The organism is Pseudomonas sp. WPR_5_2 (assembly GCF_003634475.1).
Taxonomy (GTDB): domain Bacteria; phylum Pseudomonadota; class Gammaproteobacteria; order Pseudomonadales; family Pseudomonadaceae; genus Aquipseudomonas; species Aquipseudomonas izuensis.
In genome coordinates this window covers 90,301-116,180 of sequence record NZ_RBLA01000013.1, presented here as the reverse complement: position 1 = coordinate 116,180, position 25,880 = coordinate 90,301, and the positions used below count along the sequence as shown (strand labels likewise).

Sequence of the window (25,880 nt, the reverse complement as noted above, 5' to 3'; positions counted from 1 at the left end):
AGTGTGGGGTTTCCCCATGTGAGAGTAGGTCATCGTCAAGATTAAATTCCGAAACCCCTATCTGCGTATGCAGGTAGGGGTTTTGTTTTGTCCGCTGGAAAATCTGCTTCGCCAGGTTTCTATGCAACTGCTCGGGGCGTGGCTATCATGCGGGCCTCATTGTGAGGCGAGACTTGCATGCTGACGTTGTTAAAGCTTCTTAAAGATGGCCGATTCCATTCAGGGCAGGCACTGGGCGCTGCCCTGGGGGTTAGTCGCAGTGCTGTATGGAAGCAGCTTCAGCAGTTAGAGGCTGAGCTGGGGTTGTCCATTCATAAGGTTCGAGGGCGTGGTTATCAGCTGGCTGCGCCGCTGACGCTGCTTGATCCGCTGGAGATTGGGCGATTGGCACCATCTTGTGACTGGCCTGTCCTGGTCTTCCATTCGATTGACTCCACAAATGCTGAAGCTCTGCGTGCCATCGAGCGGCATCAGGCTGCGCCTTTTGTAGTGCTTGCTGAGCGGCAGACTGCCGGTCGCGGGCGGCGAGGGCGGAAGTGGGTAAGTCCTTTCGCAGAAAACATCTATTACAGCCTGGTGCTGCGTATTGAAGGTGGAATGCGGCAATTGGAAGGGTTAAGTCTTGTAGTCGGGCTCGCCGTCATGCAGGTCCTGCGCGAGCTTGGTGTTCCAGGGGTGGGATTGAAATGGCCCAATGATGTCCTGGTCGGTCAGAAGAAGATTGCCGGAATACTGCTGGAGTTGGTGGGGGATCCTGCCGACGTTTGCCACGTGGTGCTGGGTATCGGTATTAATGTAAATATGCAAATGGCCGATGAGGTCGATCAACAATGGACGTCCATGCGTCTCGAGTCGGGCAGGGTGTTTGATCGCAATCACCTGGCTGCAGAGCTTGGGCTGATGCTGCAGAAGTACTTGGCCCGACATCAGATTGGCGGTTTTTCAGCTGTTCGGGCCGAGTGGGAGCAAAATCATCTGTGGCAGGGGCGCGCAGTGTCGTTGATTGCTGGTGTTAACCAAATAGATGGCGAAGTGCTGGGTATTGATGGGCAGGGCGCGTTGCGCTTGAAGGTGGATGGTGTGGAGAAAGCCTTCAGTGGTGGTGAGCTGAGTCTGAGGTTGCGTAATGATTCTTGAGCTCGACTGCGGAAACAGTTTTATCAAATGGCGTGTGCTTGATGCGGATGGCCGACTAGTGGTGGGTGAGGGGGTTGTCGATTCGGACCTCGCACTGCTCGAGGGCCTGAAAGGGCTCGTGGGCCTTGCTCTCAAGTATTGCCGGCTGGTCAGTGTCAGGACAGCAGATGAAACCAATGCATTGATCCTGCTGTTGCAGGAGGTGTTCGAGGTGTCCGTGGTCTGTGCATCTCCGGCGCGTGAGATGTCCGGTGTCCGTAACGGCTATGAGGAGTTCGAGCGGCTAGGGCTGGATCGATGGCTCGCCTTGCTCGGAGGGTTTCATTTGGCGGCCGGCGCGTGCCTGGTGCTGGATTTCGGTACAGCAGTCACTGCTGACTTCGTTGCTGCGGATGGGGAGCATCTTGGCGGATTCATATGTCCAGGGATGCCGTTGATGCGTAATCAGCTTCGTACTCACACTCGCAAGATTCGTTATGGCGACGTTGCTGCTGAGCGTGCTTTGGAAAAGCTCATTCCGGGCCGTACGACTGTTGAGGCGGTCGAGCGCGGCTGTCTGCTGATGCTTCGGGGCTTTGTGCTGACTCAGCTTGAATTGGCGCGTAGCTATTGGGGTAAGGATTTCACGGTGTTTCTGACGGGGGGGGATGCGGCTCAGGTCTCAGAAATCGTACCTGAGGCCAGAGTGGTACCGGATCTGGTGTTTGTCGGCTTGGCTATGGCGTGCCCTTTGTCCTGAGGTCTTTATGCGTTGGTTGTTTCTGCTGCTGCTTGTTCTCAATGTGTTCTATTACATCTGGCATCAACAGGAGGCTCCTCTGCGCGCGAAGGATGTAACGCCCTTGAGTTTGTATCGGGGGGGGCAGCAGGACATTCGTCTGCTAAGTGAGGCAGCGGACTCGGCAAGAGATAAGGCAAAGGCTGCCCAGGCAGATGCGGGTTGTCTTTATCTGGGGGGCTTTACTCGCCAGGATGTTGCTCAGGGGCTTGAGCGCCGGCTGAGTGGTATGGATGTCAAGTTTCAGGCGCTACCCAAAGGTAGCTCCGAATCCGCTGCTTACTGGGTGCGGGTGGCTCCCGAAAGCCGGCGCTGGCTTGATGACTTGCAGCTGTTAAACCTTTCTAGAGAATTCAATGAGTTAAAACATAAAATAATGCCTTGCGAGGGGGTTGCACCCGCCGAATAGTTTGCATAGAATGGCGCCCGCTCCACAGTGAAGACCTAAAACGGTAAACGGTGTGAAGCGAGGTCAACGCAGCTAACCTCAGGTTTTTAATGAGAAAATGCTTGACAGAAGGCTGGCATGATATAGAATGCCGGCTCGCTTAGGAGGGGTTCCCGAGCGGCCAAAGGGATCAGACTGTAAATCTGACGTCTACGACTTCGAAGGTTCGAATCCTTCCCCCTCCACCATTTTTAGCGAGAGCTGTAAGCCTCGCGGGTATAGTTTAGTGGTAGAACCTCAGCCTTCCAAGCTGATGATGCGGGTTCGATTCCCGCTACCCGCTCCAAGTTTATAGGTTTTGCACGGTGTTACGCTCTTGTAGCTCAGTTGGTAGAGCACACCCTTGGTAAGGGTGAGGTCAGCGGTTCAAATCCGCTCAAGAGCTCCATACAAAAGGCAGATATGAAAATATCTGCCTTTGTTTTAGGCGGCTACGGCTGTGCCTCATCGCGGTTTGAGGGCGACTGCCCTCGTAGATGTTGGTGTTTAGTCGGGTTGTCTAGCAAGTGGTTGTAAAGTCTTTTTCAGGTCTGCATAATGGTCGGCCTGATTTTGTTTTAGGTCAGTAGCTCAATTGGCAGAGCGACGGTCTCCAAAACCGTAGGTTGGGGGTTCGATTCCCTCCTGACCTGCCAGATTCACCAGGTGTGTCTGGCTTTCTTTTCACAGGATCTTCATAGATGACTCCTAAAGCTGAAGCTCAAGGCTCTCGCTTCGATCTGCTCAAGTGGCTAGTAGTAGTTGCTTTGGTGGTTGTTGGCGTTGTTGGCAATCAGTATTACTCTGCTTCGCCGATCCTGTACCGCGTGCTCGCTTTGCTTGTGATTGCTGCTGTAGCTGCCTTTGTAGGCCTGCAGACAGTTAAGGGCAAGTCTTTCTTTGTACTGGTTAAGGAAGCGCGCACCGAAATTCGTAAAGTCGTATGGCCAACTCGCCAAGAAACCATGCAGACCACGTTGATCGTTGTGGCTGTTGTCCTGGTTATGGCGTTGCTGTTGTGGGGGCTTGATTCCCTGCTCGGCTGGCTTGTTTCCTTGATCGTCGGCTAAGGGTGTCCCGTGGCTAAGCGTTGGTATGTAGTGCATGCTTACTCCGGTTACGAGAAGCATGTCATGCGCTCGTTGATTGAGCGCGTAAAGCTGGCTGGCATGGAAGATGGCTTCGGCGAGATTCTGGTTCCCACTGAAGAAGTGGTTGAAATGCGTAATGGCCAGAAGCGCAAGAGCGAGCGCAAATTCTTCCCGGGTTATGTGCTGGTTCAGATGGATATGAACGAGGGTACTTGGCACTTGGTCAAGGATACTCCTCGAGTGATGGGGTTCATCGGTGGAACTGCCGATAAACCTGCGCCGATCACTGATAAAGAAGCGGAAGCAATTCTGCGTCGCGTCGCCGATGGTAGCGATAAGCCGAAACCGAAGACTCTGTTTGAGCCGGGTGAGACGGTGCGCGTCAATGACGGTCCGTTCGCTGACTTTAACGGTGTTGTCGAAGAAGTTAACTACGAAAAGAGCCGGATCCAAGTGGCTGTGCTCATTTTCGGTCGCTCTACTCCGGTAGAGTTGGAGTTCAGTCAGGTCGAAAAGGTCTAGCTGAGCAAGCATCCCAACCCCGCAGCCATAGGCTGTGGGGTTTTGTCGTCACTGGGATAAACGCGCAAGTAACCGGGGAGCCTTTCGAGGCGTTTGAACCCGTAATTGGAGTGCCTCATGGCCAAGAAGATTACCGCTTACATCAAGCTGCAAGTGAAGGCCGCTCAGGCTAACCCAAGCCCACCTGTTGGTCCTGCTCTGGGTCAGCACGGCGTGAACATCATGGAATTCTGCAAGGCTTTCAACGCCCGTACTCAGGGTCTTGAGCCAGGTCTGCCGACTCCAGTGATCATCACTGTCTACAGCGACCGTAGCTTCACTTTCGAAACCAAATCCACCCCTGCTTCGGTTCTGCTGAAGAAGGCGGCCGGTCTGACCAGCGGTTCCGCTCGTCCGAACACCGTTAAGGTTGGCACCGTGACTCGTGCTCAGCTGGAAGAAATCGCGAAAACCAAAAACGCGGATCTGACTGCAGCTGATATGGAAGCAGCCGTGCGTACTATCGCCGGTTCTGCTCGTAGCATGGGCCTTAACGTGGAGGGTGTGTAATGGCTAAGCTGACCAAGCGTCAAAAGGCTATCGCCGGCAAAATCGAAGCAGGCAAGGCCTACAACTTTGTAGACGCCGCTGCTTTGCTGGCCGAGCTGTCGACTGTCAAGTTCAGCGAGTCGTTCGACGTAGCTGTAAACCTGGGTGTTGACCCGCGTAAATCCGACCAGGTCGTTCGTAGCGCTACCGTGCTGCCACACGGCACTGGCAAGACTGTTCGCGTTGCCGTGTTCACCCAGGGTCCAGCTGCTGAAGCCGCTCTGGCTGCCGGCGCTGACCGCGTAGGTATGGATGACCTGGCTGCCGAAATGAAAGGCGGCGACCTGAACTATGACGTAGTGATTGCATCCCCGGATGCAATGCGCGTTGTGGGCCAGTTGGGTCAGATCCTCGGTCCACGTGGCCTGATGCCTAACCCTAAAGTCGGCACCGTAACTCCAGACGTAGCTACCGCGGTTAAAAACGCCAAAGCTGGTCAGGTTCGTTATCGCACCGACAAAAACGGCATCATCCACACTTCCGTTGGCAAGATCGGCTTCGACGCCGTCAAGCTGAAGGAAAACGTTGAAGCCCTGATCGCTGATCTGAAGCGTATCAAGCCAGCTTCCTCGAAAGGCATTTACGTCAAGCGCGTTACCCTGAGCACCACTATGGGCCCAGGTCTGGTCATCGACCAAAGCTCGCTCGACGCGTAAGACACAAATTGGCGCAAGCGATTGCGCCAATTGAAAAATTGGGGTCCCTGCCTGGCGGGGGCTATCCAAGACCGTAGGCGACGCAAGTCTTAAACCACAAGCCTACGCAGATGGTGCTCCCGGTTCCTTACCGAATCAGACACCAAAACGACATCCGGTTTCGACCAGATGAAACGGTAACAAGCAGGAGTTAAACCCGTGGCAATTAAACTCGAAGACAAGAAGGCCATCGTCGCTGAAGTCAACGAGGCTGCCAAAGTCGCTCTGTCCGCTGTCGTGGCTGATGCCCGTGGCGTAACAGTAGGCGCGATGACCGGACTCCGTAAAGAGGCTCGTGAAGCTGGCGTTTACGTACGTGTTGTACGTAACACCCTGCTCAAGCGCGCTGTTGCTGACACTGAATTCAGTGTCCTCAACGACGTGTTCACCGGCCCTACCCTGATTGCGTTCTCCAAGGAACATCCAGGCGCTGCTGCCCGGATCTTCAAGGAATTCGCAAAGGGTCAGGACAAGTTCGAGATCAAGGCAGCTGCGTTCGAGGGCAAGTTCCTCGCAGCTAACCAAATCGACGTACTGGCAACTCTGCCGACCCGTGACGAAGCAATTTCTCAGCTGATGAGCGTGATTCAAGGCGCTACCAGCAAATTGGCTCGTACTCTGGCGGCAATTCGCGACCAGAAAGAAGCTGCTGCAGCCTAAGGCTCGTCAACTTCTCGCGTTTTTTGTTTTTTTCGATGGTCGCGTAGGCCGTCCCCAATATCAGGAATTAGATTCATGTCTATCTCTCAGAACGATATCCTTGAAGCAGTTGGCAACATGTCCGTAATGGAAGTTGTTGAGCTGATCAAAGCTTTCGAAGAAAAATTCGGTGTTACCGCTGCTGCTGCATCGGCTGGTCCAGCTGTTGCTGCTGCCGTTGCTGAAGAGCAAACCGAATTCAACGTCATGCTGACCGAAGCTGGCGAGAAGAAAGTTAACGTGATCAAGGCTGTACGTGAACTGACCGGTCTGGGCTTGAAAGAAGCCAAGGCTGTAGTTGACGGCGCACCTGCCATGGTTCTGGAAGCTGTTGCCAAAGACGCAGCTGACAAAGCCAAAGCAGCTCTGGAAGAAGCAGGCGCTAAAGTCGAGCTGAAGTAAGCATCGACTTTGCTCCTCCAGCCCGAGCGTTAAGCGACAGGCTGATGGCTGGTGGCTCTTGCCACCGGCCTTTTTCCGTTATTGGCAGCCGACTGGGTCGGTGCCGATAACGTGCTGTAACCACCCGATGCGGTGGCGCAAACCATGGGGTTTGCACGATTTTCTGGCTGCTCCCGTCGGGAGGGGCCAAACAAGCAGGTGACCAAGCTGGGGAACGCTGATGGCTTACTCATATACTGAGAAAAAACGTATCCGCAAGGACTTTAGCAAGTTGCCGGACGTCATGGATGTGCCGTACCTCCTGGCCATCCAGCTGGATTCGTATCGTGAATTCTTGCAAGCGGGAGCGACTAAAGATCAGTTCCGCGACGTGGGCCTGCATGCGGCCTTCAAATCCGTTTTCCCGATCATCAGCTACTCCGGCAATGCTGCGCTGGAGTACGTCGGATATCGTCTGGGCGAACCGGCATTTGATGTCAAAGAATGCGTATTGCGCGGTGTAACTTACGCCGTACCTTTGCGGGTAAAAGTGCGCCTGATCATTTTCGACAAAGAATCGTCGAACAAAGCGATCAAGGACATCAAAGAGCAAGAAGTCTACATGGGTGAAATCCCCCTGATGACTGAAAACGGTACCTTCGTAATCAACGGTACCGAGCGTGTAATCGTTTCCCAGCTGCACCGTTCCCCGGGCGTGTTCTTCGACCACGACCGTGGCAAGACGCACAGCTCCGGCAAACTGCTGTACTCCGCGCGCATCATTCCTTACCGCGGTTCGTGGCTGGACTTCGAGTTCGACCCGAAAGACTGCGTATTCGTGCGTATCGACCGTCGTCGCAAGCTGCCTGCCTCGGTACTGCTGCGCGCGCTGGGCTATACCACTGAAGAAGTGCTGGACGCGTTCTATACCACCAACGTATTCCACGTGAAGGGCGAGACCCTGAGCCTGGAGCTGGTGCCTCAGCGCCTGCGCGGTGAAATCGCTGTCCTCGATATTCAGGATGACAAAGGCAAGGTTATTGTCGAGCAAGGTCGTCGTATCACCGCTCGCCACATCAACCAGCTGGAAAAAGCCGGGATCAAAGAGCTGGATGTGCCTCTGGACTACGTCCTGGGTCGCACAACCGCCAAGGTCATCGTGCATCCGGCAACCGGCGAAATCCTGGCAGAGTGCAACACCGAGCTGAACACCGAGATCCTGGCGAAAATCGCCAAGGCCGGCGTTGTTCGCATCGAAACTCTGTACACCAACGATATCGACTGCGGTCCGTTCGTCTCCGACACCTTGAAGATCGACTCCACCAGCAACCAACTGGAAGCGCTGGTCGAGATCTATCGCATGATGCGTCCTGGCGAGCCGCCAACCAAAGACGCTGCCGAGACCCTGTTCAACAACCTGTTCTTCAGCCCTGAGCGCTATGACCTGTCTGCGGTCGGCCGGATGAAGTTCAACCGTCGTATCGGTCGTACCGAGATCGAAGGTTCGGGCGTGCTGTGCAAGGAAGACATCGTCGCGGTACTGAAGACCCTGGTCGACATCCGTAACGGTAAAGGCATCGTCGATGACATCGACCACCTGGGTAACCGTCGTGTTCGCTGCGTAGGCGAAATGGCCGAGAACCAGTTCCGCGTTGGCCTGGTACGTGTTGAGCGTGCGGTCAAAGAGCGTCTGTCGATGGCTGAAAGCGAAGGCCTGATGCCGCAAGACCTGATCAACGCCAAGCCAGTGGCTGCGGCGGTGAAAGAGTTCTTCGGTTCCAGCCAGCTGTCCCAGTTCATGGACCAGAACAACCCGCTGTCCGAGATCACCCACAAGCGTCGTGTTTCTGCACTCGGCCCAGGCGGTTTGACTCGTGAGCGCGCGGGCTTTGAAGTTCGTGACGTACACCCGACTCACTACGGTCGCGTATGCCCGATTGAAACGCCGGAAGGCCCGAACATCGGTCTGATCAACTCCCTGGCCGCCTATGCGCGCACCAACCAGTACGGTTTCCTCGAGAGCCCGTACCGCGTGGTGAAAGACGCTCTGGTCACCGATGAGATCGTGTTCCTGTCCGCCATCGAAGAAGCCGATCACGTGATCGCTCAGGCTTCGGCCACGATGAACGACAAGAAAGTCCTGATCGACGAGCTGGTAGCTGTTCGTCACCTGAACGAATTCACCGTCAAGGCGCCGGAAGACGTCACCTTGATGGACGTTTCGCCGAAGCAGGTAGTTTCGGTTGCTGCGTCGCTGATTCCGTTCCTCGAGCACGACGACGCCAACCGTGCGTTGATGGGTTCGAACATGCAGCGTCAAGCTGTACCGACCCTGCGTGCTGACAAGCCGCTGGTAGGTACCGGCATGGAGCGTAACGTAGCCCGTGACTCCGGCGTTTGCGTCGTGGCTCGTCGTGGCGGCGTGATCGACTCCGTCGACGCCAGCCGTATCGTGGTTCGTGTTGCCGATGACGAAGTTGAAACCGGTGAAGCCGGTGTCGACATCTACAACCTGACCAAATACACCCGCTCCAACCAGAACACCTGCATCAACCAGCGTCCGCTGGTGCGTAAGGGTGATCGGGTTCAGCGTAGCGACATCATGGCCGACGGCCCGTCCACCGACATGGGTGAACTGGCGCTGGGTCAGAACATGCGCATCGCGTTCATGGCATGGAACGGCTTCAACTTCGAAGACTCCATCTGCCTGTCCGAGCGTGTGGTTCAGGAAGACCGCTTCACCACGATCCACATCCAGGAACTGACCTGTGTGGCGCGTGACACCAAGCTTGGCCCAGAGGAAATCACTGCGGACATCCCGAACGTGGGTGAAGCTGCACTGAACAAGCTGGACGAAGCCGGTATCGTTTACGTAGGTGCTGAAGTTGGCGCAGGCGACATCCTGGTTGGTAAGGTCACTCCGAAAGGCGAGACTCAGCTGACTCCGGAAGAAAAACTGCTGCGTGCGATCTTCGGTGAAAAAGCCAGCGACGTTAAAGACACTTCCCTGCGTGTACCTACCGGTACCAAAGGTACTGTCATCGACGTACAGGTCTTCACCCGCGACGGCGTTGAGCGTGACGCTCGTGCCCTGTCGATCGAGAAGTCCCAGCTGGACGAGATCCGCAAGGACCTGAACGAAGAGTTCCGCATCGTTGAAGGCGCTACTTTCGAACGTCTGCGCTCCGCCCTGGTCGGCCACAAAGCCGAAGGTGGTGCCGGTCTGAAGAAAGGCCAGGACATCACCGACGAAGTGCTCGACGGTCTTGAGCACGGCCAGTGGTTCAAACTGCGCATGGCTGAAGATGCTCTGAACGAGCAGCTCGAGAAGGCTCAGGCCTACATCGTTGATCGTCGCCGTCTGCTGGACGACAAGTTCGAAGACAAGAAGCGCAAACTGCAGCAGGGCGATGACCTGGCTCCAGGCGTGCTGAAAATCGTCAAGGTTTACCTGGCAATCCGTCGTCGCATCCAGCCGGGCGACAAGATGGCCGGTCGTCACGGTAACAAAGGTGTGGTCTCCGTGATCATGCCGGTTGAAGACATGCCGCACGATGCCAATGGCACCCCGGTCGACGTAGTCCTCAACCCATTGGGCGTACCTTCGCGTATGAACGTCGGTCAGATCCTTGAAACCCACCTGGGCCTCGCGGCTAAAGGGCTGGGCGAGAAGATCAACCGTATGGTTGAAGAGCAGCGCAAAGTTGCCGAGCTGCGTAAATTCCTGCACGAGATCTATAACGAGATCGGCGGTCGTCAGGAAAGCCTCGATGACTTCTCGGACCAGGAAATCCTGGATCTGGCTCAAAACCTGCGTGGCGGCGTTCCAATGGCCACTCCAGTGTTCGACGGCGCCAAGGAAAGCGAAATCAAGGCCATGCTGAAACTGGCTGACCTGCCAGAAAGCGGCCAGATGCAGCTGACTGACGGCCGTACCGGCAACAAGTTCGAGCGCCCGGTTACCGTTGGCTACATGTACATGCTGAAGCTGAACCACTTGGTAGACGACAAGATGCACGCTCGTTCTACCGGTTCGTACAGCCTGGTTACCCAGCAACCGCTGGGTGGTAAGGCGCAGTTCGGTGGTCAGCGTTTCGGGGAGATGGAGGTCTGGGCACTGGAAGCATACGGTGCTGCTTACACTCTGCAAGAAATGCTCACAGTGAAGTCGGACGATGTGAACGGCCGGACCAAGATGTACAAAAACATCGTGGACGGCGATCACCGTATGGAGCCGGGCATGCCCGAGTCCTTCAACGTGTTGATCAAGGAAATTCGTTCCCTCGGCATCGATATCGATCTGGAAACCGAATAACACGTGACGCGAATCGAGAGCGGGGCAGGATTGCCCGCTCTCTGCTCCGCCAGGAGGAAAGGCCTTGAAAGACCTACTGAATTTGCTGAAAAACCAGGGTCAAGTCGAAGAGTTCGACGCCATCCGTATCGGATTGGCATCGCCTGAGATGATCCGTTCGTGGTCGTTCGGTGAAGTTAAAAAGCCGGAAACCATCAACTACCGTACGTTCAAACCTGAACGTGACGGCCTGTTCTGCGCCAAAATCTTTGGCCCGGTAAAAGATTACGAGTGCCTGTGCGGTAAGTACAAGCGCTTGAAGCACCGTGGTGTAATTTGCGAGAAGTGCGGCGTTGAAGTCGCGCTGGCAAAAGTTCGTCGTGAGCGCATGGCACACATCGAACTGGCCTCGCCGGTTGCCCACATCTGGTTCCTGAAATCGCTGCCGTCCCGTATCGGCTTGCTGATGGACATGACCCTGCGTGATATCGAACGCGTTCTCTACTTCGAGAGCTACGTCGTTATCGATCCAGGCATGACCACCCTTGAAAAAGGTCAGCTGCTGAACGATGAGCAGTACTTCGAAGCGCTGGAAGAGTTTGGCGACGATTTCGATGCCCGCATGGGTGCCGAAGCTGTCCGCGAACTGCTGCACGCTATCGACCTGGAACACGAGATTGGCCGTCTGCGTGAAGAGATTCCGCAAACCAACTCCGAAACCAAGATCAAGAAGCTGTCCAAGCGTCTGAAGTTGATGGAAGCCTTCCAGGGTTCCGGCAACCTCCCAGAGTGGATGGTGCTGACCGTTCTTCCGGTTCTGCCGCCAGATCTGCGTCCACTGGTCCCATTGGATGGCGGTCGTTTCGCGACTTCCGACCTCAACGACCTGTATCGTCGAGTGATCAACCGTAACAACCGTTTGAAGCGCCTGCTGGATCTGTCCGCTCCGGACATCATCGTGCGCAACGAAAAGCGTATGTTGCAGGAAGCCGTCGACGCACTGCTCGACAACGGTCGTCGTGGCCGCGCTATCACCGGTTCCAACAAGCGTCCTCTGAAATCCCTGGCTGACATGATCAAGGGTAAGCAAGGTCGTTTCCGTCAGAACTTGCTCGGTAAGCGTGTTGACTACTCCGGTCGTTCGGTAATTACCGTAGGTCCGACCTTGCGTCTGCACCAGTGCGGTCTGCCGAAGAAAATGGCTCTCGAGCTGTTCAAGCCGTTCATTTTCGGCAAGCTCGAAATGCGTGGTCTCGCGACCACCATCAAAGCTGCCAAGAAGATGGTCGAGCGCGAGCTGCCGGAAGTTTGGGACGTTCTAGCTGAAGTGATCCGCGAACACCCGGTCCTCCTCAACCGTGCACCGACCCTTCACCGTCTGGGTATCCAGGCGTTTGAACCGGTACTGATCGAAGGTAAGGCTATTCAGCTGCACCCGCTGGTCTGCGCCGCGTACAACGCCGACTTCGACGGCGACCAAATGGCCGTGCACGTACCGCTGACGCTGGAAGCCCAGCTCGAAGCGCGTGCGTTGATGATGTCGACCAACAACATTCTGTCGCCAGCCAACGGTGAGCCAATCATCGTTCCGTCGCAGGACGTTGTATTGGGTCTGTACTACATGACGCGTGAAGCGATCAACGCCAAGGGCGAAGGTCGTGTGTTCGCGGATCTGCAAGAAGTTGACCGTGTGTTCCGTGCTGGCGAAGCCGCACTGCACGCCAAGGTCAAAGTGCGGATCAACGAAACCGTCAACGACCGTGATGGCGGCAGCGTGACCAACACCCGTATCGTCGACACTACTGTCGGCCGTGCGCTGTTGTTCCAGGTTGTGCCGAAAGGTCTGTCGTACGACGTCGTCAACCTGCCAATGAAGAAAAAGGCGATCTCCAAACTGATCAACCAGTGCTACCGCGTGGTTGGTCTGAAAGAGACCGTGATCTTCGCTGACCAGTTGATGTACACCGGTTTTGCCTATTCGACCATTTCCGGCGTTTCCATCGGTGTTAACGACTTCGTTATCCCGGATGAAAAAGCCCGCATCATCGGTACTGCTACCGACGAAGTGAAAGAGATCGAAAGTCAGTACGCCTCCGGCCTGGTAACCCAGGGCGAGAAGTACAACAAAGTGATCGACCTTTGGTCCAAGGCGAACGACGAAGTTTCCAAGGCGATGATGGCCAACCTCTCGAAAGAGAAAGTCATCGACCGTCATGGCGTCGAAGTCGACCAGGAATCCTTCAACTCGATGTACATGATGGCCGACTCGGGCGCACGGGGTTCTGCTGCGCAGATCCGTCAGCTCGCCGGTATGCGTGGCCTGATGGCCAAGCCGGACGGCTCCATCATCGAAACGCCGATTACTGCGAACTTCCGTGAAGGTTTGAGCGTACTTCAGTACTTCATCTCCACTCACGGTGCTCGTAAAGGTCTGGCGGATACCGCGTTGAAAACCGCTAACTCCGGTTACCTGACTCGTCGTCTGGTAGACGTGGCACAAGATCTGGTTGTAACCGAGATCGATTGCGGCACCGAGCACGGCCTGCTGATGACTCCGCACATTGAAGGCGGCGACGTTGTAGAGCCGCTGGGTGAGCGCGTATTGGGTCGTGTTATCGCCCGTGACGTATTCAAGCCAGGTACCGAGGACGTTATCGTTCCTGCTGGCACCCTGGTAGACGAGAAGTGGGTCGAGTTCATCGAGCTGAACAGCATCGACGAAGTGATCGTGCGTTCGCCGATCAGCTGCGAAACCCGCTACGGCATTTGCGCCAAGTGCTACGGCCGCGATCTGGCTCGTGGTCACCAGGTGAACATCGGTGAAGCGGTCGGCGTTATCGCTGCCCAGTCCATCGGTGAGCCGGGTACCCAGCTGACGATGCGTACGTTCCACATCGGTGGTGCGGCAAGCCGGACCTCCGCAGCCGACAGCGTTCAGGTGAAGAATGGCGGTACCGTCCGTCTGCATAACCTGAAGCACGTTGAGCGAGTGGATGGTCACCTGGTTGCTGTGTCCCGTTCCGGTGAGCTGGCCATCGCTGATGACTTCGGTCGTGAGCGTGAGCGTTACAAGCTGCCGTACGGTGCTGTGATTTCGGTTAAAGAAGGTGACAAGGTCGACGCTGGCGCAATCGTGGCCAAGTGGGATCCGCACACTCACCCGATCGTTACCGAAATGAAAGGTACCGTGACCTACGTGGGCATGGAAGAAGGCATCACGATCAAGCGTCAGACTGACGAATTGACCGGTATGACCAACATTGAAGTACTCGACGCCAAAGACCGTCCAGCTGCCGGTAAGGACATCCGTCCTGCTGTGAAGATGGTCGACGACAACGGCAAGGATCTGTTGCTGCCAGGCACTGATGTTATCGCTCAGTACTTCCTGCCAGCCAACGCCCTGGTCGGTGTAGCGGACGGTGCGAAAATTGCGATCGGTGATGTTATCGCTCGTATTCCGCAAGAAACTTCGAAGACCCGTGACATCACCGGTGGTCTGCCGCGTGTTGCCGACTTGTTCGAAGCCCGTCGTCCGAAAGAAGCCTCGATTCTGGCTGAAGTCAGCGGCACCATCGCGTTCGGTAAAGAGACCAAGGGCAAGCGCCGTCTGGTGATCACCCCGAACGACGGTAGCGATCCGTACGAAGAGCTGATTCCGAAGTGGCGTCACCTGAACGTGTTCGAAGGCGAACAGGTAAACCGCGGCGAAGTTATCTCCGACGGTCCGAGCGATCCACACGACATCCTGCGTCTGCTGGGTGTGAGTGCGCTGGCCAAGTACATCGTTAACGAGATCCAGGACGTTTATCGTCTGCAAGGCGTGAAGATCAACGACAAGCACATCGAGACCATTCTGCGTCAGATGCTGCGTAAAGTTGAAATCGCTGAATCCGGCGATTCCAGTTTCATCAAGGGCGACCAGATGGAATTGACTCACGTTCTGGTAGAGAACGAGCGTTTGAGCGGCGAGGACAAGTTTGTCTCCAAGTTCACTCGCGTTCTGCTGGGTATCACCAAGGCGTCGTTGTCCACCGAATCGTTCATCTCGGCGGCTTCCTTCCAGGAAACCACCCGTGTACTGACCGAAGCGGCGGTAACCGGCAAGCGCGACTACCTGCGCGGCCTGAAAGAAAACGTGGTCGTGGGTCGTCTGATCCCGGCTGGTACCGGTCTGGCTTATCACAGCGAGCGTAAGCGTCGCCGTGATGCAGACAAACCGTTGCGCGTAAGCGCCAGTGAAGTGGAAGCTGCACTGACCGAAGCGCTGAACTCGAGCGGTAACTGAGTTCTGCGGTAAATGAGCGTAAGGCCCTGGTCGCTCCGTTCATCGAATCGAGACAAATTGTCGAGGTTGGATGAGCGGGGAGGGCGGGGCCTTGCCTTGACTGGGGGCAAGATCCTCTTTAGACTCTTGTACCCCTAAATTTGGCGGGGATTCGTTCCTGCCATTTTGCTTTTCTTGCAAGACAATAGCGTCGCAAGACAACAGTGGAGCTAGTAGATGGCAACTATCAACCAGCTGGTACGTCAGCCGCGTAAGCGTATCGTCGAGAAATCCGACGTGCCTGCGCTGCAGAACTGCCCGCAACGTCGTGGCGTGTGCACCCGCGTGTACACCACCACGCCGAAAAAACCTAACTCGGCACTGCGTAAAGTATGCCGTGTGCGCCTGACCAACGGTTTCGAGGTTTCCTCGTACATCGGTGGTGAAGGTCACAACCTGCAAGAGCACAGCGTGGTACTGATCCGCGGCGGTCGTGTAAAAGACTTGCCAGGTGTTCGTTACCACACCGTTCGCGGTTCTTTGGATACTTCCGGCGTTAAAGGTCGTAACCAGGGTCGTTCGAAGTACGGTACCAAGCGTCCGAAGTAATGGCCGCTTGCTGCAAAAAACTGATTTCTATTTTTCTGAGTCGATAAGAGTAAGGTCGGAGGCGTCCCGTAGAGGGCACCGATTCCGAGCGAACCTGAAGACCGTTTGAGGGCTTATCCATGCCAAGAAGACGCGTAGCAGCCAAGCGCGAAGTGCTTGACGATCCAAAATACGGAAGCCAGATCCTGGCCAAGTTCATGAACCACGTAATGGAAAGCGGCAAGAAAGCCGTTGCCGAGCGTATCGTTTATGGCGCGCTGGAAAAGGTTAAAGAACGCAAGAACAGCGACCCCCTGGAAATCTTCGAGAAAGCTCTCGACGCCATCGCTCCGCTGGTCGAAGTAAAGTCGCGCCGTGTAGGCGGTGCTACTTACCAGGTTCCGGTTGAAGTTCGTCCGTCCCGTCGTAACGCTCTGGCAATGCGCTGGTTGGTAGACTTCGCCCGTAAGCGCGGCGAGAAGTCTATGGCTCTGCGTTTGGCTGGCGAACTGTTGGACGCTGCCGAAGGTAAAGGTGCTGCAGTTAAGAAGCGTGAAGACGTGCACCGTATGGCTGAAGCTAACAAAGCTTTCTCGCACTACCGCTTCTAATTTTAGCGTCACTAATTTTGCGAGGGCTTTATGGCTCGTACTACACCGATTAATCGCTACCGTAACATTGGTATCGTTGCTCACGTGGATGCTGGTAAAACCACCACCACCGAGCGCGTCCTTTTTTACACCGGCAAAAGTCACAAGATGGGCGAGGTGCATGACGGCGCCGCGACCACAGACTGGATGGTGCAGGAGCAGGAGCGTGGTATTACCATTACTTCTGCTGCTATTACCGCCTTCTGGCAGGGTTCTGCGAAGCAGCACAAAGACCAATACCGCTTCAACGTTATTGACACCCCGGGCCACGTTGACTTCACCATTGAAGTTGAGCGTTCCCTGCGTGTACTCGACGGCGCGGTCGTTGTGTTCTGTGGTACTTCGGGTGTTGAGCCTCAGTCCGAAACCGTATGGCGTCAAGCCAACAAGTACGGCGTTCCACGTATCGTTTACGTGAACAAGATGGACCGTGCCGGTGCGAACTTCCTGCGCGTGATCGCTCAGATCAAGCAGCGCCTGGGTCACACTCCGGTGCCGATCCAGTTGGCTATCGGTTCCGAAGACAACTTCCAGGGTCAGATCGATCTGATGACCATGGAAGCGGTTTACTGGAACGATGCTGACAAGGGCATGACTCCACGTCGCGAAGCTATCCCTGCTGAACTGCAGGAATTGGCTGAAGAGTGGCGCAGCAACATGGTTGAGGCTGCGGCCGAAGCCAGCGAAGAGCTGATGAACAAGTACCTCGAAGGCGAAGAGCTCTCCATCGAGGAAATCAAGGCCGCTCTGCGTCAGCGTACCATCGCTGGTGAGATCGTTCTGGCTGTTTGCGGTTCTTCCTTCAAGAACAAGGGTGTTCCCCTGGTTCTCGACGCCGTTATCGACTACCTGCCGGCTCCTACCGACATTCCTGCCATCAAGGGTACTGACCCGGATGACGAGGAAAAGCAAATGGAGCGTCATGCAGACGACAATGAGCCGTTCTCGGCTCTGGCGTTCAAGATCGCTACCGACCCATTCGTGGGTACCTTGACCTTCGTCCGTGTTTACTCGGGCGTGTTGGCCTCCGGCGACGGCGTGATCAACTCGGTTAAAGGCAAGAAAGAGCGCGTGGGTCGTATGGTGCAAATGCACGCAAACGCCCGTGAAGAAATCAAGGAAGTACGCGCTGGCGACATCGCGGCCTTGATCGGCATGAAGGACGTCACCACTGGCGAAACTTTGTGCAACGCTGACAAGCCAATCATCCTGGTTCGCATGGACTTCCCGGAGCCGGTTATTTCGGTTGCCGTTGAGCCAAAGACCAAGGATGACCAGGAAAAAATGGGTATCGCACTGGGCAAACTTGCTCAGGAAGACCCGTCTTTCCGCGTCAAGACTGATGAAGAGACTGGTCAAACGATCATCTCCGGCATGGGCGAGCTGCACCTGGACATCCTGGTTGACCGGATGCGCCGTGAGTTCAACGTCGAAGCCAACATCGGTAAGCCTCAGGTTTCCTATCGTGAGCGCATCACGAAGAGCTGCGAAATCGAAGGCAAGTTCGTTCGTCAGTCCGGTGGTCGTGGCCAGTTCGGTCATTGCTGGATCCGTTTTGCACCTGCTGACGAAGGTCAGGAAGGTCTGCAATTCCTGAACGAAGTAGTGGGTGGTGTGGTTCCTAAGGAATACATCCCGGCTATCCAGAAGGGTATCGAAGAGCAGATGAAGAACGGCGTTGTTGCCGGCTATCCGCTGATCGGCCTGAAGGCTACCGTGTTTGATGGTTCTTACCACGACGTCGACTCGAACGAGATGGCGTTTAAGGTGGCTGCTTCCATGGCGACCAAGCAACTGGCCCAGAAGGGCGGTGGTGAGTTGCTCGAGCCGATCATGGCGGTAGAGGTTGTTACGCCTGAAGACTATATGGGTGACGTGATGGGCGACCTTAACCGTCGTCGCGGCATGATTCTGGGTATGGAAGATACGGTTTCCGGTAAGGTTATCCGTGCTGAAGTTCCGTTGGGCGAGATGTTCGGTTATGCGACCGACGTTCGTTCGATGTCCCAGGGTCGCGCAAGCTACTCTATGGAATTCAAAAAATACAATACGGCTCCGTCGCACATCGTCGAAACCGTTACCAAAAAACAAGGCTGATTCAGTCCTTTAGGCAAGGAGTTAATTGTCGTGGCTAAAGAAAAATTTGATCGTTCCCTACCGCACGTCAACGTTGGCACCATCGGTCACGTTGACCACGGTAAAACCACTCTGACCGCTGCTCTGACTCGCGTCTGCTCCGAAGTTTTCGGTTCGGCCGTAGTTGAATTCGACAAGATCGACAGCGCGCCAGAAGAAAAGGCTCGTGGTATCACCATCAATACCGCGCACGTCGAGTACAACTCGAACATTCGTCACTACGCTCACGTTGACTGCCCAGGTCACGCTGACTACGTGAAGAACATGATCACCGGTGCTGCCCAGATGGACGGCGCGATCCTGGTTTGCTCGGCCGCTGATGGTCCGATGCCACAAACCCGTGAGCACATCCTGCTGTCCCGCCAGGTAGGCGTTCCGTACATCGTGGTTTTCCTGAACAAGGCTGACCTGGTAGACGACGCTGAGCTGCTGGAACTGGTTGAGATGGAAGTTCGCGACCTGCTGTCCACCTACGACTTCCCAGGCGACGACACCCCGATCATCATCGGTTCGGCTCGTATGGCTCTGGAAGGCAAAGACGATAACGAAATGGGCACCAGCGCTGTTCGCAAGCTGGTTGAAACTCTGGATACCTACATCCCAGAGCCAGAGCGTGCTATCGACAAGCCATTCCTGATGCCAATCGAAGACGTATTCTCGATCTCGGGTCGTGGTACTGTTGTGACTGGTCGTATCGAGCGCGGTATCGTTCGCGTTCAAGATGCACTGGAAATCGTTGGTCTGCGTGACACCACCACCACCACCTGCACCGGTGTTGAGATGTTCCGCAAGCTGCTCGACGAAGGTCGTGCTGGCGAGAACTGCGGCGTTCTGCTGCGTGGTACCAAGCGTGACGACGTTGAGCGTGGCCAGGTTCTGGTTAAGCCAGGTTCGGTTAAGCCGCACACCAAGTTCACCGCAGAAGTTTACGTTCTGAGCAAGGAAGAAGGCGGCCGTCACACTCCGTTCTTCAAAGGCTACCGTCCACAGTTCTACTTCCGTACTACTGACGTGACCGGTAACTGCGAACTGCCAGAAGGCGTTGAAATGGTAATGCCAGGTGACAACATTCAGATGACTGTTACCCTGATCAAAACCATCGCAATGGAAGACGGTCTGCGCTTCGCTATCCGTGAAGGCGGCCGTACCGTTGGTGCTGGCGTTGTAGCTAAAATCATCGAGTAAGCTTCTCTTTTGAGATAGCTTCGATGCTTTGAAAAGGCCCCCGCTCAGCGGGGGCTTTTTTATTGGGTTGACACCTATCTGGGGCGTCTATAGAATTGCGCCTCCTTTTAACGGGCGTATTGCGCCCGGTGGGAATAGCAGCCGGAGTCTGAAATCCAATGCAAAATCAGCAAATCCGTATCAGGTTGAAGGCTTTCGACCATCGCCTGATCGACCAATCAACCCAGGAAATCGTGGAAACCGCGAAACGTACTGGTGCTCAAGTGCGTGGTCCAATTCCACTGCCTACCCGTAAAGAGCGGTTCACCGTTCTGGTCTCCCCGCACGTCAACAAAGACGCGCGTGACCAGTACGAGATCCGTACTCATAAGCGCGTTCTGGACATCGTCCAGCCAACGGATAAAACCGTTGATGCACTTATGAAGCTTGATCTTGCGGCCGGTGTGGAAGTGCAGATCAGCCTCGGCTAAGACTCGGTCTTAGTCGTGTAACGCTCTGAAATGGGCGGCCATAGCGGGTGAAAGCCCCGTACACTCATGAGGTTTACAACATGACTATTGGTGTAGTCGGTCGTAAATGCGGTATGACCCGTATTTTCACCGAAGAAGGTGTCTCCATTCCGGTCACGGTCATTGAGATCGAGCCGAATCGCGTCACCCAGTTCAAAACTGAAGAGACCGATGGCTATCGTGCAGTGCAAGTCACTGTCGGCGAGCGTCGCGCTTCGCGTGTAACAGCAGCTCAGGCTGGCCACTTCGCCAAGGCGAACGTTGCCGCTGGTCGTACCGTAATGGAATTCCGCCTTGAAGAAGGCGAGTACCAGGCCGGCGATCTGATCAACGCTGAAATCTTCGCCGCTGGTCAACTGGTTGATGTAACCGGTCAGTCCAAGGGTAAAGGCTTCCAGGGTACGATCAAGCGTTGGAACTTCCGCGGGCAAGATAACACCCACGGTAACTCCGTATCCCACCGCGTTCCAGGCTCTATCGGCCAGTGCCAGACTCCTGGTCGTGTATTCAAGGGCAAAAAAATGTCCGGTCATATGGGCGCTGAGCGCGTGACCGTGCAGTCCCTCGAAGTAGTGCGCGTGGACGCTGAACGCAATCTGTTGTTGGTCAAGGGCGCTGTTCCTGGCGCTACTGGCGGCAACTTGGTTGTACGTCCAGCAGCCAAGGCTCGCGGTTAAGGGGAAGCTGACATGCAATTAAATGTAAATGACGCTCAAGCGATCGAAGTTTCCGAACTGACATTTGGCGGCGAATTCAACGAGACGCTGGTTCACCAAGCAGTCGTGGCCTACATGGCTGGCGGCCGTCAAGGTAGCAAGCAGCAAAAGACCCGTTCCGACGTTTCTGGTGGCGGTAAGCGCCCATGGCGTCAGAAAGGTACTGGCCGCGCTCGTGCCGGTACTATCCGTAGCCCAATCTGGCGTGGCGGCGGTACCACTTTCGCAGCTCGTCCTCAGGATCACTCCCAGAAGCTGAACAAGAAGATGTATCGCGCAGCAATGCGTTCCATCCTTGCTGAGCTGGTGCGTACTGATCGTCTGGTCGTGGTTCAGGATTTCGCTGTTGAAACGCCGAAAACCAAAGACCTGCTGGGCAAGCTGAACAACATGAGCCTGACCGACGTTCTGATCGTGTCGGACGCTGTTGATCAGAATCTGTACCTGGCTGCTCGCAACCTGCCGCACGTAGATGTACGTGATGTGCAAGGTTCCGATCCAGTTAGTCTGATCGCATACGACAAGGTGTTGATCACCGTGTCGGCCGTGAAGAAATTCGAGGAGCTGCTGGGATGAACCAGGAACGCGTATTTAAAGTTCTGCTTGGCCCGCACGTTTCCGAGAAGGCTACGGTTCTGGCAGACAAGAAAGGCCAGTTCGTTTTCAAGGTTGCTACTGATGCAACCAAGCTGGAAATCAAGAAGGCCGTCGAAAGCCTGTTCAGCGTGAAAGTAGAGCGTGTAACTACCCTGAATGTTCTGGGTAAGAGCAAGCGCACTGCTCGCGGTCTGGGCAAGCGTAATGACTGGAAGAAGGCAGTTATCTCCCTTCAGCCAGGCCAAGATCTCGATTTCAGCAGCAGTGCTGAGTAAGGAAGGGGTGCATCATGGCAATCGTTAAATGCAAACCGACTTCCCCTGGCCGCCGTTTTGTGGTCAAGGTGGTCAACCAGGAGCTGCATAAAGGCGCTCCTCACGCACCGCTGCTCGAGAAGAAATCGAAGTCTGGTGGTCGTAACAACAATGGCCGTATTACCACTCGTCACATCGGTGGTGGTCATAAGCAGCATTATCGTCTGGTCGACTTCCGTCGCAACGACAAAGATGGCATCGCTGCCACTGTCGAGCGTATCGAATACGATCCAAACCGTACTGCTCACATCGCTCTGCTGCTGTACGCAGATGGCGAGCGTCGCTACATCATCGCCCCTAAAGGCGTGAGTGCTGGCGACCAGCTGATCGCAGGTGCTCTGGCACCGATCAAGCCGGGCAACGCTCTGCAACTGCGTAACATTCCAGTTGGTAGCACCGTACACGGCATCGAATTGAAGCCAGGTAAAGGCGCTCAGATCGCTCGTTCCGCTGGTGCTTCGGCTCAGCTGATCGCTCGTGAAGGTGTCTACGTGACCCTGCGTCTGCGTTCTGGTGAGATGCGTAAAGTGCTGGCTGAATGCCGTGCGACCCTGGGCGAAGTCTCGAACTCCGAGCACAGCCTGCGTTCGCTGGGTAAAGCTGGTGCCAAACGCTGGCGTGGCGTTCGCCCAACCGTTCGTGGTGTTGCCATGAACCCGGTTGACCACCCACATGGTGGTGGTGAAGGTCGTACCTCTGGTGGTCGTCATCCGGTATCGCCATGGGGCTTCCCGACTAAGGGCGCGAAGACTCGTGGTAATAAGCGTACCGACAAAATGATCGTCCGTCGTCGCAAGTAAATAGAGGGATACGACAGTGCCACGTTCTCTGAAAAAAGGTCCTTTTATCGATCTTCACCTACTGAAGAAGATCGAAGTGGCGGCGGAAAAGAACGATCGCAAACCAGTTAAAACCTGGTCGCGTCGTTCGATGATCCTGCCACAAATGGTCGGTCTGACCATCGCAGTACACAACGGTCGTCAGCACGTCCCAGTTCTCGTGAACGAAGACATGGTCGGCCACAAACTGGGCGAGTTCGCCGGTACCCGCACTTATCGCGGGCACGTGGCAGACAAGAAAGCCAAGCGTTAAGGGGTTAGGAAATGGAAGTAGCCGCTAAGTTGTCGGGCGCTCGAATCTCCGCCCAGAAAGCCCGCTTGGTCGCCGACCAGATCCGCGGGAAGAAGGTGGGCGAAGCGCTCAACCTGTTGGCTTTCAGCAGTAAGAAAGCCGCCGAGATCATGAAGAAAGTGCTGGAGTCGGCCGTAGCCAACGCCGAGCATAACGAAGGCGCAGACGTTGATGACCTGAAGGTCAGCACCGTTTTCGTTAACGAAGGGCGTTCGCTGAAGCGCATCATGCCACGTGCCAAAGGCCGTGCTGATCGCATCGTCAAGCGGTCTTGCCATATCACTGTCAAGGTTGCTGACAAGTAACGGAGTCGAAGAGATGGGTCAGAAAGTACATCCCATTGGCATTCGCCTGGGAATCGTCAAGGAGCACACCTCCGTCTGGTACGCAGACGGTCGGACTTATGCGGACTATTTGCTCGCAGATCTGAATGTGCGTGAGTATCTCCAAGACAAACTAAAAAGCGCGTCCGTAAGCCGTATCGATATCCATCGTCCGGCCCAAACTGCACGCATCACCATCCACACCGCTCGTCCAGGTATCGTTATCGGGAAGAAAGGTGAGGATGTTGAGAAACTGCGTCAGGACCTGACCAAGCAAATGGGTGTGCCTGTGCACATCAATATCGAAGAGATCCGCAAGCCGGAACTCGACGGTATGCTGGTTGCGCAGAGCGTAGCTCAGCAGCTGGAGCGTCGCGTAATGTTCCGTCGCGCTATGAAGCGCGCTGTACAGAACGCCATGCGCATTGGTGCCAAAGGCATCAAAATCCAAGTGAGCGGTCGTCTCGGCGGTGCTGAAATCGCACGTACTGAATGGTATCGCGAAGGTCGTGTGCCATTGCACACCCTGCGTGCCGACATCGACTATGCCAACTACGAAGCTCACACCACTTACGGTGTGATCGGTGTAAAGGTTTGGATCTTCAAAGGCGAAGTAATTGGTGGTCGCCAAGAAGAACTGAAACCACAAGCACCAGCGCCTCGTAAAAAAGCTGCTAAGTAAGGGGTACGCCAAATGTTGCAACCAAAGCGTACGAAGTTCCGCAAGCAAATGACTGGTCACAACCGTGGCCTGGCATTGCGCGGTAGCAAAGTCAGCTTCGGCGAGTTCGCGCTGAAGTCTGTTGCTCGTGGTCGTCTCACCGCTCGTCAGATCGAGTCAGCGCGTCGTGCTCTGACCCGTCACGTAAAACGTGGCGGCAAGATCTGGATCCGTGTATTCCCGGACAAGCCGATCTCCAAAAAACCTCTCGAGGTTCGGATGGGTAAAGGTAAGGGTAACGTGGAGTACTGGGTTGCCCAGATTCAGCCAGGCAAAGTCCTGTATGAAATCGAGGGTGTTTCTGAAGAGCTGGCGCGTGAGGCTTTCGCCCTGGCTGCTGCAAAGCTGCCGCTCGCCACCTCCTTTGTTAAACGGACGGTGATGTGATGAAAGCGAATGAACTTCGTGAAAAATCCGCACAGCAGCTGAACGAGCAACTGCTCGGCCTGCTGCGCGACCAGTTCAATCTGCGTATGCAGAAAGCAACTGGCCAGTTGGGGCAGTCTCATCTGCTCTCGCAAGTTAAGCGTGACATCGCTCGCGTGAAGACTGTGCTCAACCAGCAGGCAGGTAAGTGATCATGGCTGAAGCCGAAAAAACTGTCCGTACGCTGACTGGCCGTGTTGTCAGCGACAAGATGGACAAAACCATCACCGTTCTGATCGAGCGTCGCGTTAAGCACCCGATCTACGGTAAATATGTTAAGCGTTCGACTAAGCTGCACGCGCACGACGAAACCAATCAGTGCCACATCGGCGACAAAGTCACTATTCGTGAAACTCGTCCTTTGGCCAAGACCAAGTCTTGGGCGCTGGTTGAAGTTCTCGAACGCGCTGTGGAAGTCTAAGGACTAGGGGTCGGAGAAATTATATGATTCAGACTCAATCCATGCTCGATGTGGCCGATAACAGCGGCGCTCGCCGTGTTATGTGCATCAAGGTGCTGGGTGGCTCCCATCGTCGTTACGCTGGTATCGGTGACATCATCAAAGTTACCGTCAAGGAAGCAATTCCTCGCGGTAAAGTGAAAAAAGGCCAAGTGATGACTGCTGTTGTAGTCCGCACTCGTCACGGCGTACGCCGTGCTGATGGCTCCATTATCCGCTTTGATGGCAACGCTGCTGTTCTTCTGAACAACAAGCAAGAGCCGATCGGCACCCGTATCTTTGGGCCAGTGACCCGTGAACTTCGTACTGAGAAGTTCATGAAGATCGTCTCGCTCGCCCCAGAAGTGCTGTAAGGAGATCCGACATGCAAAAGATTCGTCGTGACGACGAGATCATCGTGATCGCCGGCAAAGACAAAGGTAAGCGCGGTAAGGTGCTGAAGGTTCTTGCTGACAACCGTCTGGTTGTTGGTGGTCTGAACCTGGTCAAGCGTCATACCAAGCCTAACCCGATGTCGGGCGTACAGGGCGGTATCGTCGAGAAAGAAGCGCCACTGCACGCTTCCAACGTCGCCATCTTCAACGGCGAAACCAACAAGGCTGACCGCGTTGGTTTCAAAGTAGAAGACGGTAAGAAAATTCGTGTCTTCAAGTCGACCCAAAAAGCGGTTGATGCTTGAACACTGCTAGGTAGAAGACCATGGCACGACTAAAAGAGATTTACCGGAAGGAAATCGCACCGAAACTTAAGGAAGAACTTAAGCTTTCGAACGTGATGGAAGTTCCGCGCGTTACCAAAATCACCCTGAACATGGGTCTGGGCGAAGCGATCGGCGACAAAAAAGTCATCGAGCACGCTGTTGCTGACCTGGAAAAGATCACCGGCCAGAAAGTCGTTGTGACTTACGCTCGGAAATCCATCGCTGGCTTTAAAGTCCGTGAAGGTTGGCCGATCGGCGTCAAAGTGACCCTGCGCCGTGAGCGTATGTACGAGTTCCTGGATCGTCTGCTGTCGATCTCCCTGCCACGGGTTCGCGACTTCCGCGGCCTGAATGCCAAGTCCTTTGATGGTCGTGGCAACTACAGCATGGGCGTAAAAGAGCAGATCATTTTCCCGGAAATCGACTACGACAAGATCGATGCTCTCCGCGGTCTGGACATTACCCTGACCACCACTGCCAAGAACGATGACGAAGGCCGTGCTCTGCTGCGCGCTTTCAAATTCCCGTTCCGCAACTGATTGGAGTAG

Annotated in this window: 29 protein-coding genes and 4 tRNA genes; all 33 read left to right on the top strand. The window is 55.2% G+C overall.

All coding sequences use genetic code 11. The features are described from left to right. Window positions 1-177 precede the first annotated feature (177 nt). The 33 genes from birA (at window position 178) to rplE (ending at window position 25,871) form a co-directional block, all read left to right on the top strand. Window positions 178-1,137, top strand: coding sequence for a bifunctional biotin--[acetyl-CoA-carboxylase] ligase/biotin operon repressor BirA (birA, locus tag BJ917_RS31580; RefSeq protein WP_096514751.1), 960 nt, complete (start codon window positions 178-180; stop codon window positions 1,135-1,137). After that, entirely contained in the window at window positions 1,127-1,876 is a 750-nt protein-coding gene (locus tag BJ917_RS31575) for a pantothenate kinase (RefSeq protein WP_121106070.1), read from the top strand. Before birA ends, BJ917_RS31575 begins: the two co-directional genes overlap by 11 nt. Before the next feature lie 7 nt (window positions 1,877-1,883). Further along, a complete protein-coding gene (locus tag BJ917_RS31570; RefSeq protein ID WP_121106069.1) occupies window positions 1,884-2,324 on the top strand; it encodes a hypothetical protein in 441 nt (146 codons plus the stop codon). 142 nt (window positions 2,325-2,466) lie between these two features. Continuing rightward, a tRNA-Tyr gene (locus tag BJ917_RS31565) sits at window positions 2,467-2,551 on the top strand. 24 nt (window positions 2,552-2,575) lie between these two features. Next, window positions 2,576-2,649 (top strand) — tRNA-Gly (locus BJ917_RS31560). Between the two features lie 26 nt (window positions 2,650-2,675). Further along, window positions 2,676-2,751 (top strand) — tRNA-Thr (locus BJ917_RS31555). A 171-nt stretch (window positions 2,752-2,922) separates the two neighbouring features. Beyond that, window positions 2,923-2,998, top strand: a tRNA-Trp gene (locus tag BJ917_RS31550). A gap of 45 nt (window positions 2,999-3,043) precedes the next feature. Next, the gene (gene secE / locus BJ917_RS31545) at window positions 3,044-3,412 is read left to right on the top strand and encodes a preprotein translocase subunit SecE (RefSeq protein WP_121106068.1); all 369 of its coding nucleotides are present in this window, start codon (window positions 3,044-3,046) and stop codon (window positions 3,410-3,412) included. A gap of 9 nt (window positions 3,413-3,421) precedes the next feature. Beyond that, the gene (gene nusG / locus BJ917_RS31540) at window positions 3,422-3,955 is read left to right on the top strand and encodes a transcription termination/antitermination protein NusG (RefSeq protein ID WP_007957598.1); all 534 of its coding nucleotides are present in this window, start codon (window positions 3,422-3,424) and stop codon (window positions 3,953-3,955) included. Between the two features lie 117 nt (window positions 3,956-4,072). Beyond that, the gene (gene rplK / locus BJ917_RS31535) at window positions 4,073-4,504 is read left to right on the top strand and encodes a 50S ribosomal protein L11 (protein WP_007933726.1); all 432 of its coding nucleotides are present in this window, start codon (window positions 4,073-4,075) and stop codon (window positions 4,502-4,504) included. Continuing rightward, on the top strand, window positions 4,504-5,199 hold the full coding sequence (gene rplA, locus BJ917_RS31530) for a 50S ribosomal protein L1 (RefSeq protein ID WP_003186095.1): 696 nt from the start codon (window positions 4,504-4,506) through the stop codon (window positions 5,197-5,199). Before rplK ends, rplA begins: the two co-directional genes overlap by 1 nt. A 198-nt stretch (window positions 5,200-5,397) precedes the next feature. Continuing rightward, entirely contained in the window at window positions 5,398-5,898 is a 501-nt protein-coding gene (gene rplJ, locus BJ917_RS31525; protein ID WP_007970413.1) for a 50S ribosomal protein L10, read from the top strand. A 75-nt stretch (window positions 5,899-5,973) separates the two neighbouring features. Next, window positions 5,974-6,339 carry a 50S ribosomal protein L7/L12 gene (gene rplL / locus BJ917_RS31520; protein WP_007970414.1) on the top strand — a complete coding sequence of 122 codons (366 nt, stop codon included), beginning with the start codon at window positions 5,974-5,976 and terminating at the stop codon, window positions 6,337-6,339. 220 nt (window positions 6,340-6,559) lie between these two features. Continuing rightward, the gene (gene rpoB, locus BJ917_RS31515; RefSeq protein ID WP_008018199.1) at window positions 6,560-10,633 is read left to right on the top strand and encodes a DNA-directed RNA polymerase subunit beta; all 4,074 of its coding nucleotides are present in this window, start codon (window positions 6,560-6,562) and stop codon (window positions 10,631-10,633) included. A gap of 64 nt (window positions 10,634-10,697) precedes the next feature. After that, window positions 10,698-14,897, top strand: a complete 4,200-nt coding sequence (gene rpoC, locus BJ917_RS31510) for a DNA-directed RNA polymerase subunit beta' (protein WP_096514757.1) — start codon at window positions 10,698-10,700, stop codon at window positions 14,895-14,897. A gap of 216 nt (window positions 14,898-15,113) precedes the next feature. Beyond that, complete coding sequence (gene rpsL / locus BJ917_RS31505) at window positions 15,114-15,485, top strand: 30S ribosomal protein S12 (RefSeq protein ID WP_003186084.1); 372 nt, start codon at window positions 15,114-15,116, stop codon at window positions 15,483-15,485. Window positions 15,486-15,604: 119 nt separating this feature from the next. Then, on the top strand, window positions 15,605-16,075 hold the full coding sequence (rpsG, locus tag BJ917_RS31500) for a 30S ribosomal protein S7 (RefSeq protein WP_002555493.1): 471 nt from the start codon (window positions 15,605-15,607) through the stop codon (window positions 16,073-16,075). Between the two features lie 30 nt (window positions 16,076-16,105). Further along, entirely contained in the window at window positions 16,106-18,211 is a 2,106-nt protein-coding gene (gene fusA, locus BJ917_RS31495; protein ID WP_046815908.1) for an elongation factor G, read from the top strand. Window positions 18,212-18,241: 30 nt separating this feature from the next. After that, a complete protein-coding gene (gene tuf / locus BJ917_RS31490; RefSeq protein ID WP_008018195.1) occupies window positions 18,242-19,435 on the top strand; it encodes an elongation factor Tu in 1,194 nt (397 codons plus the stop codon). A gap of 158 nt (window positions 19,436-19,593) precedes the next feature. Further along, a complete protein-coding gene (gene rpsJ / locus BJ917_RS31485; RefSeq protein ID WP_003186070.1) occupies window positions 19,594-19,905 on the top strand; it encodes a 30S ribosomal protein S10 in 312 nt (103 codons plus the stop codon). An 80-nt stretch (window positions 19,906-19,985) separates the two neighbouring features. Further along, window positions 19,986-20,621 carry a 50S ribosomal protein L3 gene (gene rplC / locus BJ917_RS31480; protein ID WP_003186059.1) on the top strand — a complete coding sequence of 212 codons (636 nt, stop codon included), beginning with the start codon at window positions 19,986-19,988 and terminating at the stop codon, window positions 20,619-20,621. 12 nt (window positions 20,622-20,633) lie between these two features. After that, a complete protein-coding gene (gene rplD / locus BJ917_RS31475; protein WP_007924200.1) occupies window positions 20,634-21,236 on the top strand; it encodes a 50S ribosomal protein L4 in 603 nt (200 codons plus the stop codon). After that, window positions 21,233-21,532 (top strand): 50S ribosomal protein L23, encoded by a 300-nt coding sequence (gene rplW / locus BJ917_RS31470; RefSeq protein ID WP_002555488.1) that lies wholly within the window; start codon window positions 21,233-21,235, stop codon window positions 21,530-21,532. Before rplD ends, rplW begins: the two co-directional genes overlap by 4 nt. Window positions 21,533-21,546: 14 nt before the next feature. Further along, window positions 21,547-22,371 carry a 50S ribosomal protein L2 gene (gene rplB / locus BJ917_RS31465; RefSeq protein ID WP_003186055.1) on the top strand — a complete coding sequence of 275 codons (825 nt, stop codon included), beginning with the start codon at window positions 21,547-21,549 and terminating at the stop codon, window positions 22,369-22,371. Window positions 22,372-22,387: 16 nt separating this feature from the next. Further along, window positions 22,388-22,663: a 30S ribosomal protein S19 gene (gene rpsS / locus BJ917_RS31460; protein ID WP_002555486.1), complete on the top strand. Its 276-nt coding sequence runs from the start codon at window positions 22,388-22,390 to the stop codon at window positions 22,661-22,663. Between the two features lie 11 nt (window positions 22,664-22,674). Continuing rightward, entirely contained in the window at window positions 22,675-23,007 is a 333-nt protein-coding gene (gene rplV / locus BJ917_RS31455; RefSeq protein WP_003103908.1) for a 50S ribosomal protein L22, read from the top strand. A gap of 13 nt (window positions 23,008-23,020) precedes the next feature. Further along, window positions 23,021-23,707: a 30S ribosomal protein S3 gene (gene rpsC / locus BJ917_RS31450; protein ID WP_007970424.1), complete on the top strand. Its 687-nt coding sequence runs from the start codon at window positions 23,021-23,023 to the stop codon at window positions 23,705-23,707. Between the two features lie 12 nt (window positions 23,708-23,719). Next, window positions 23,720-24,133 (top strand): 50S ribosomal protein L16, encoded by a 414-nt coding sequence (rplP, locus tag BJ917_RS31445; RefSeq protein ID WP_003228729.1) that lies wholly within the window; start codon window positions 23,720-23,722, stop codon window positions 24,131-24,133. Then, window positions 24,133-24,324, top strand: a complete 192-nt coding sequence (gene rpmC / locus BJ917_RS31440; RefSeq protein ID WP_002555481.1) for a 50S ribosomal protein L29 — start codon at window positions 24,133-24,135, stop codon at window positions 24,322-24,324. The genes rplP and rpmC overlap by 1 nt, the downstream gene beginning before the upstream one ends. Before the next feature lie 2 nt (window positions 24,325-24,326). Next, the gene (rpsQ, locus tag BJ917_RS31435; protein WP_096514759.1) at window positions 24,327-24,593 is read left to right on the top strand and encodes a 30S ribosomal protein S17; all 267 of its coding nucleotides are present in this window, start codon (window positions 24,327-24,329) and stop codon (window positions 24,591-24,593) included. A gap of 23 nt (window positions 24,594-24,616) precedes the next feature. After that, the gene (gene rplN, locus BJ917_RS31430; RefSeq protein WP_002555479.1) at window positions 24,617-24,985 is read left to right on the top strand and encodes a 50S ribosomal protein L14; all 369 of its coding nucleotides are present in this window, start codon (window positions 24,617-24,619) and stop codon (window positions 24,983-24,985) included. An 11-nt stretch (window positions 24,986-24,996) separates the two neighbouring features. Beyond that, window positions 24,997-25,311 carry a 50S ribosomal protein L24 gene (rplX, locus tag BJ917_RS31425; protein ID WP_003186046.1) on the top strand — a complete coding sequence of 105 codons (315 nt, stop codon included), beginning with the start codon at window positions 24,997-24,999 and terminating at the stop codon, window positions 25,309-25,311. 20 nt (window positions 25,312-25,331) lie between these two features. Further along, window positions 25,332-25,871 carry a 50S ribosomal protein L5 gene (gene rplE, locus BJ917_RS31420; RefSeq protein WP_003210069.1) on the top strand — a complete coding sequence of 180 codons (540 nt, stop codon included), beginning with the start codon at window positions 25,332-25,334 and terminating at the stop codon, window positions 25,869-25,871. The last annotated feature ends 9 nt before the right edge of the window (window positions 25,872-25,880 follow it).

What these genes read in the sequence shown, in the direction of transcription:
- birA (WP_096514751.1), top strand. Translation starts at nt 178, where the DNA reads ATGCTGACGTTGTTAAAGCTTCTTAAAGATGGCCGATTCCATTCAGGG.
- BJ917_RS31575 (WP_121106070.1), top strand. Translation starts at nt 1,127, where the DNA reads ATGATTCTTGAGCTCGACTGCGGAAACAGTTTTATCAAATGGCGTGTG.
- BJ917_RS31570 (WP_121106069.1), top strand. Translation starts at nt 1,884, where the DNA reads ATGCGTTGGTTGTTTCTGCTGCTGCTTGTTCTCAATGTGTTCTATTAC.
- secE (WP_121106068.1), top strand. Translation starts at nt 3,044, where the DNA reads ATGACTCCTAAAGCTGAAGCTCAAGGCTCTCGCTTCGATCTGCTCAAG.
- rplK (WP_007933726.1), top strand. Translation starts at nt 4,073, where the DNA reads ATGGCCAAGAAGATTACCGCTTACATCAAGCTGCAAGTGAAGGCCGCT.
- rplA (WP_003186095.1), top strand. Translation starts at nt 4,504, where the DNA reads ATGGCTAAGCTGACCAAGCGTCAAAAGGCTATCGCCGGCAAAATCGAA.
- rplL (WP_007970414.1), top strand. Translation starts at nt 5,974, where the DNA reads ATGTCTATCTCTCAGAACGATATCCTTGAAGCAGTTGGCAACATGTCC.
- rpoB (WP_008018199.1), top strand. Translation starts at nt 6,560, where the DNA reads ATGGCTTACTCATATACTGAGAAAAAACGTATCCGCAAGGACTTTAGC.
- rpsL (WP_003186084.1), top strand. Translation starts at nt 15,114, where the DNA reads ATGGCAACTATCAACCAGCTGGTACGTCAGCCGCGTAAGCGTATCGTC.
- rpsG (WP_002555493.1), top strand. Translation starts at nt 15,605, where the DNA reads ATGCCAAGAAGACGCGTAGCAGCCAAGCGCGAAGTGCTTGACGATCCA.
- fusA (WP_046815908.1), top strand. Translation starts at nt 16,106, where the DNA reads ATGGCTCGTACTACACCGATTAATCGCTACCGTAACATTGGTATCGTT.
- rpsJ (WP_003186070.1), top strand. Translation starts at nt 19,594, where the DNA reads ATGCAAAATCAGCAAATCCGTATCAGGTTGAAGGCTTTCGACCATCGC.
- rplC (WP_003186059.1), top strand. Translation starts at nt 19,986, where the DNA reads ATGACTATTGGTGTAGTCGGTCGTAAATGCGGTATGACCCGTATTTTC.
- rplD (WP_007924200.1), top strand. Translation starts at nt 20,634, where the DNA reads ATGCAATTAAATGTAAATGACGCTCAAGCGATCGAAGTTTCCGAACTG.
- rplW (WP_002555488.1), top strand. Translation starts at nt 21,233, where the DNA reads ATGAACCAGGAACGCGTATTTAAAGTTCTGCTTGGCCCGCACGTTTCC.
- rplB (WP_003186055.1), top strand. Translation starts at nt 21,547, where the DNA reads ATGGCAATCGTTAAATGCAAACCGACTTCCCCTGGCCGCCGTTTTGTG.
- rplV (WP_003103908.1), top strand. Translation starts at nt 22,675, where the DNA reads ATGGAAGTAGCCGCTAAGTTGTCGGGCGCTCGAATCTCCGCCCAGAAA.
- rpsC (WP_007970424.1), top strand. Translation starts at nt 23,021, where the DNA reads ATGGGTCAGAAAGTACATCCCATTGGCATTCGCCTGGGAATCGTCAAG.
- rplP (WP_003228729.1), top strand. Translation starts at nt 23,720, where the DNA reads ATGTTGCAACCAAAGCGTACGAAGTTCCGCAAGCAAATGACTGGTCAC.
- rpmC (WP_002555481.1), top strand. Translation starts at nt 24,133, where the DNA reads ATGAAAGCGAATGAACTTCGTGAAAAATCCGCACAGCAGCTGAACGAG.
- rpsQ (WP_096514759.1), top strand. Translation starts at nt 24,327, where the DNA reads ATGGCTGAAGCCGAAAAAACTGTCCGTACGCTGACTGGCCGTGTTGTC.
- rplN (WP_002555479.1), top strand. Translation starts at nt 24,617, where the DNA reads ATGATTCAGACTCAATCCATGCTCGATGTGGCCGATAACAGCGGCGCT.
- rplX (WP_003186046.1), top strand. Translation starts at nt 24,997, where the DNA reads ATGCAAAAGATTCGTCGTGACGACGAGATCATCGTGATCGCCGGCAAA.
- rplE (WP_003210069.1), top strand. Translation starts at nt 25,332, where the DNA reads ATGGCACGACTAAAAGAGATTTACCGGAAGGAAATCGCACCGAAACTT.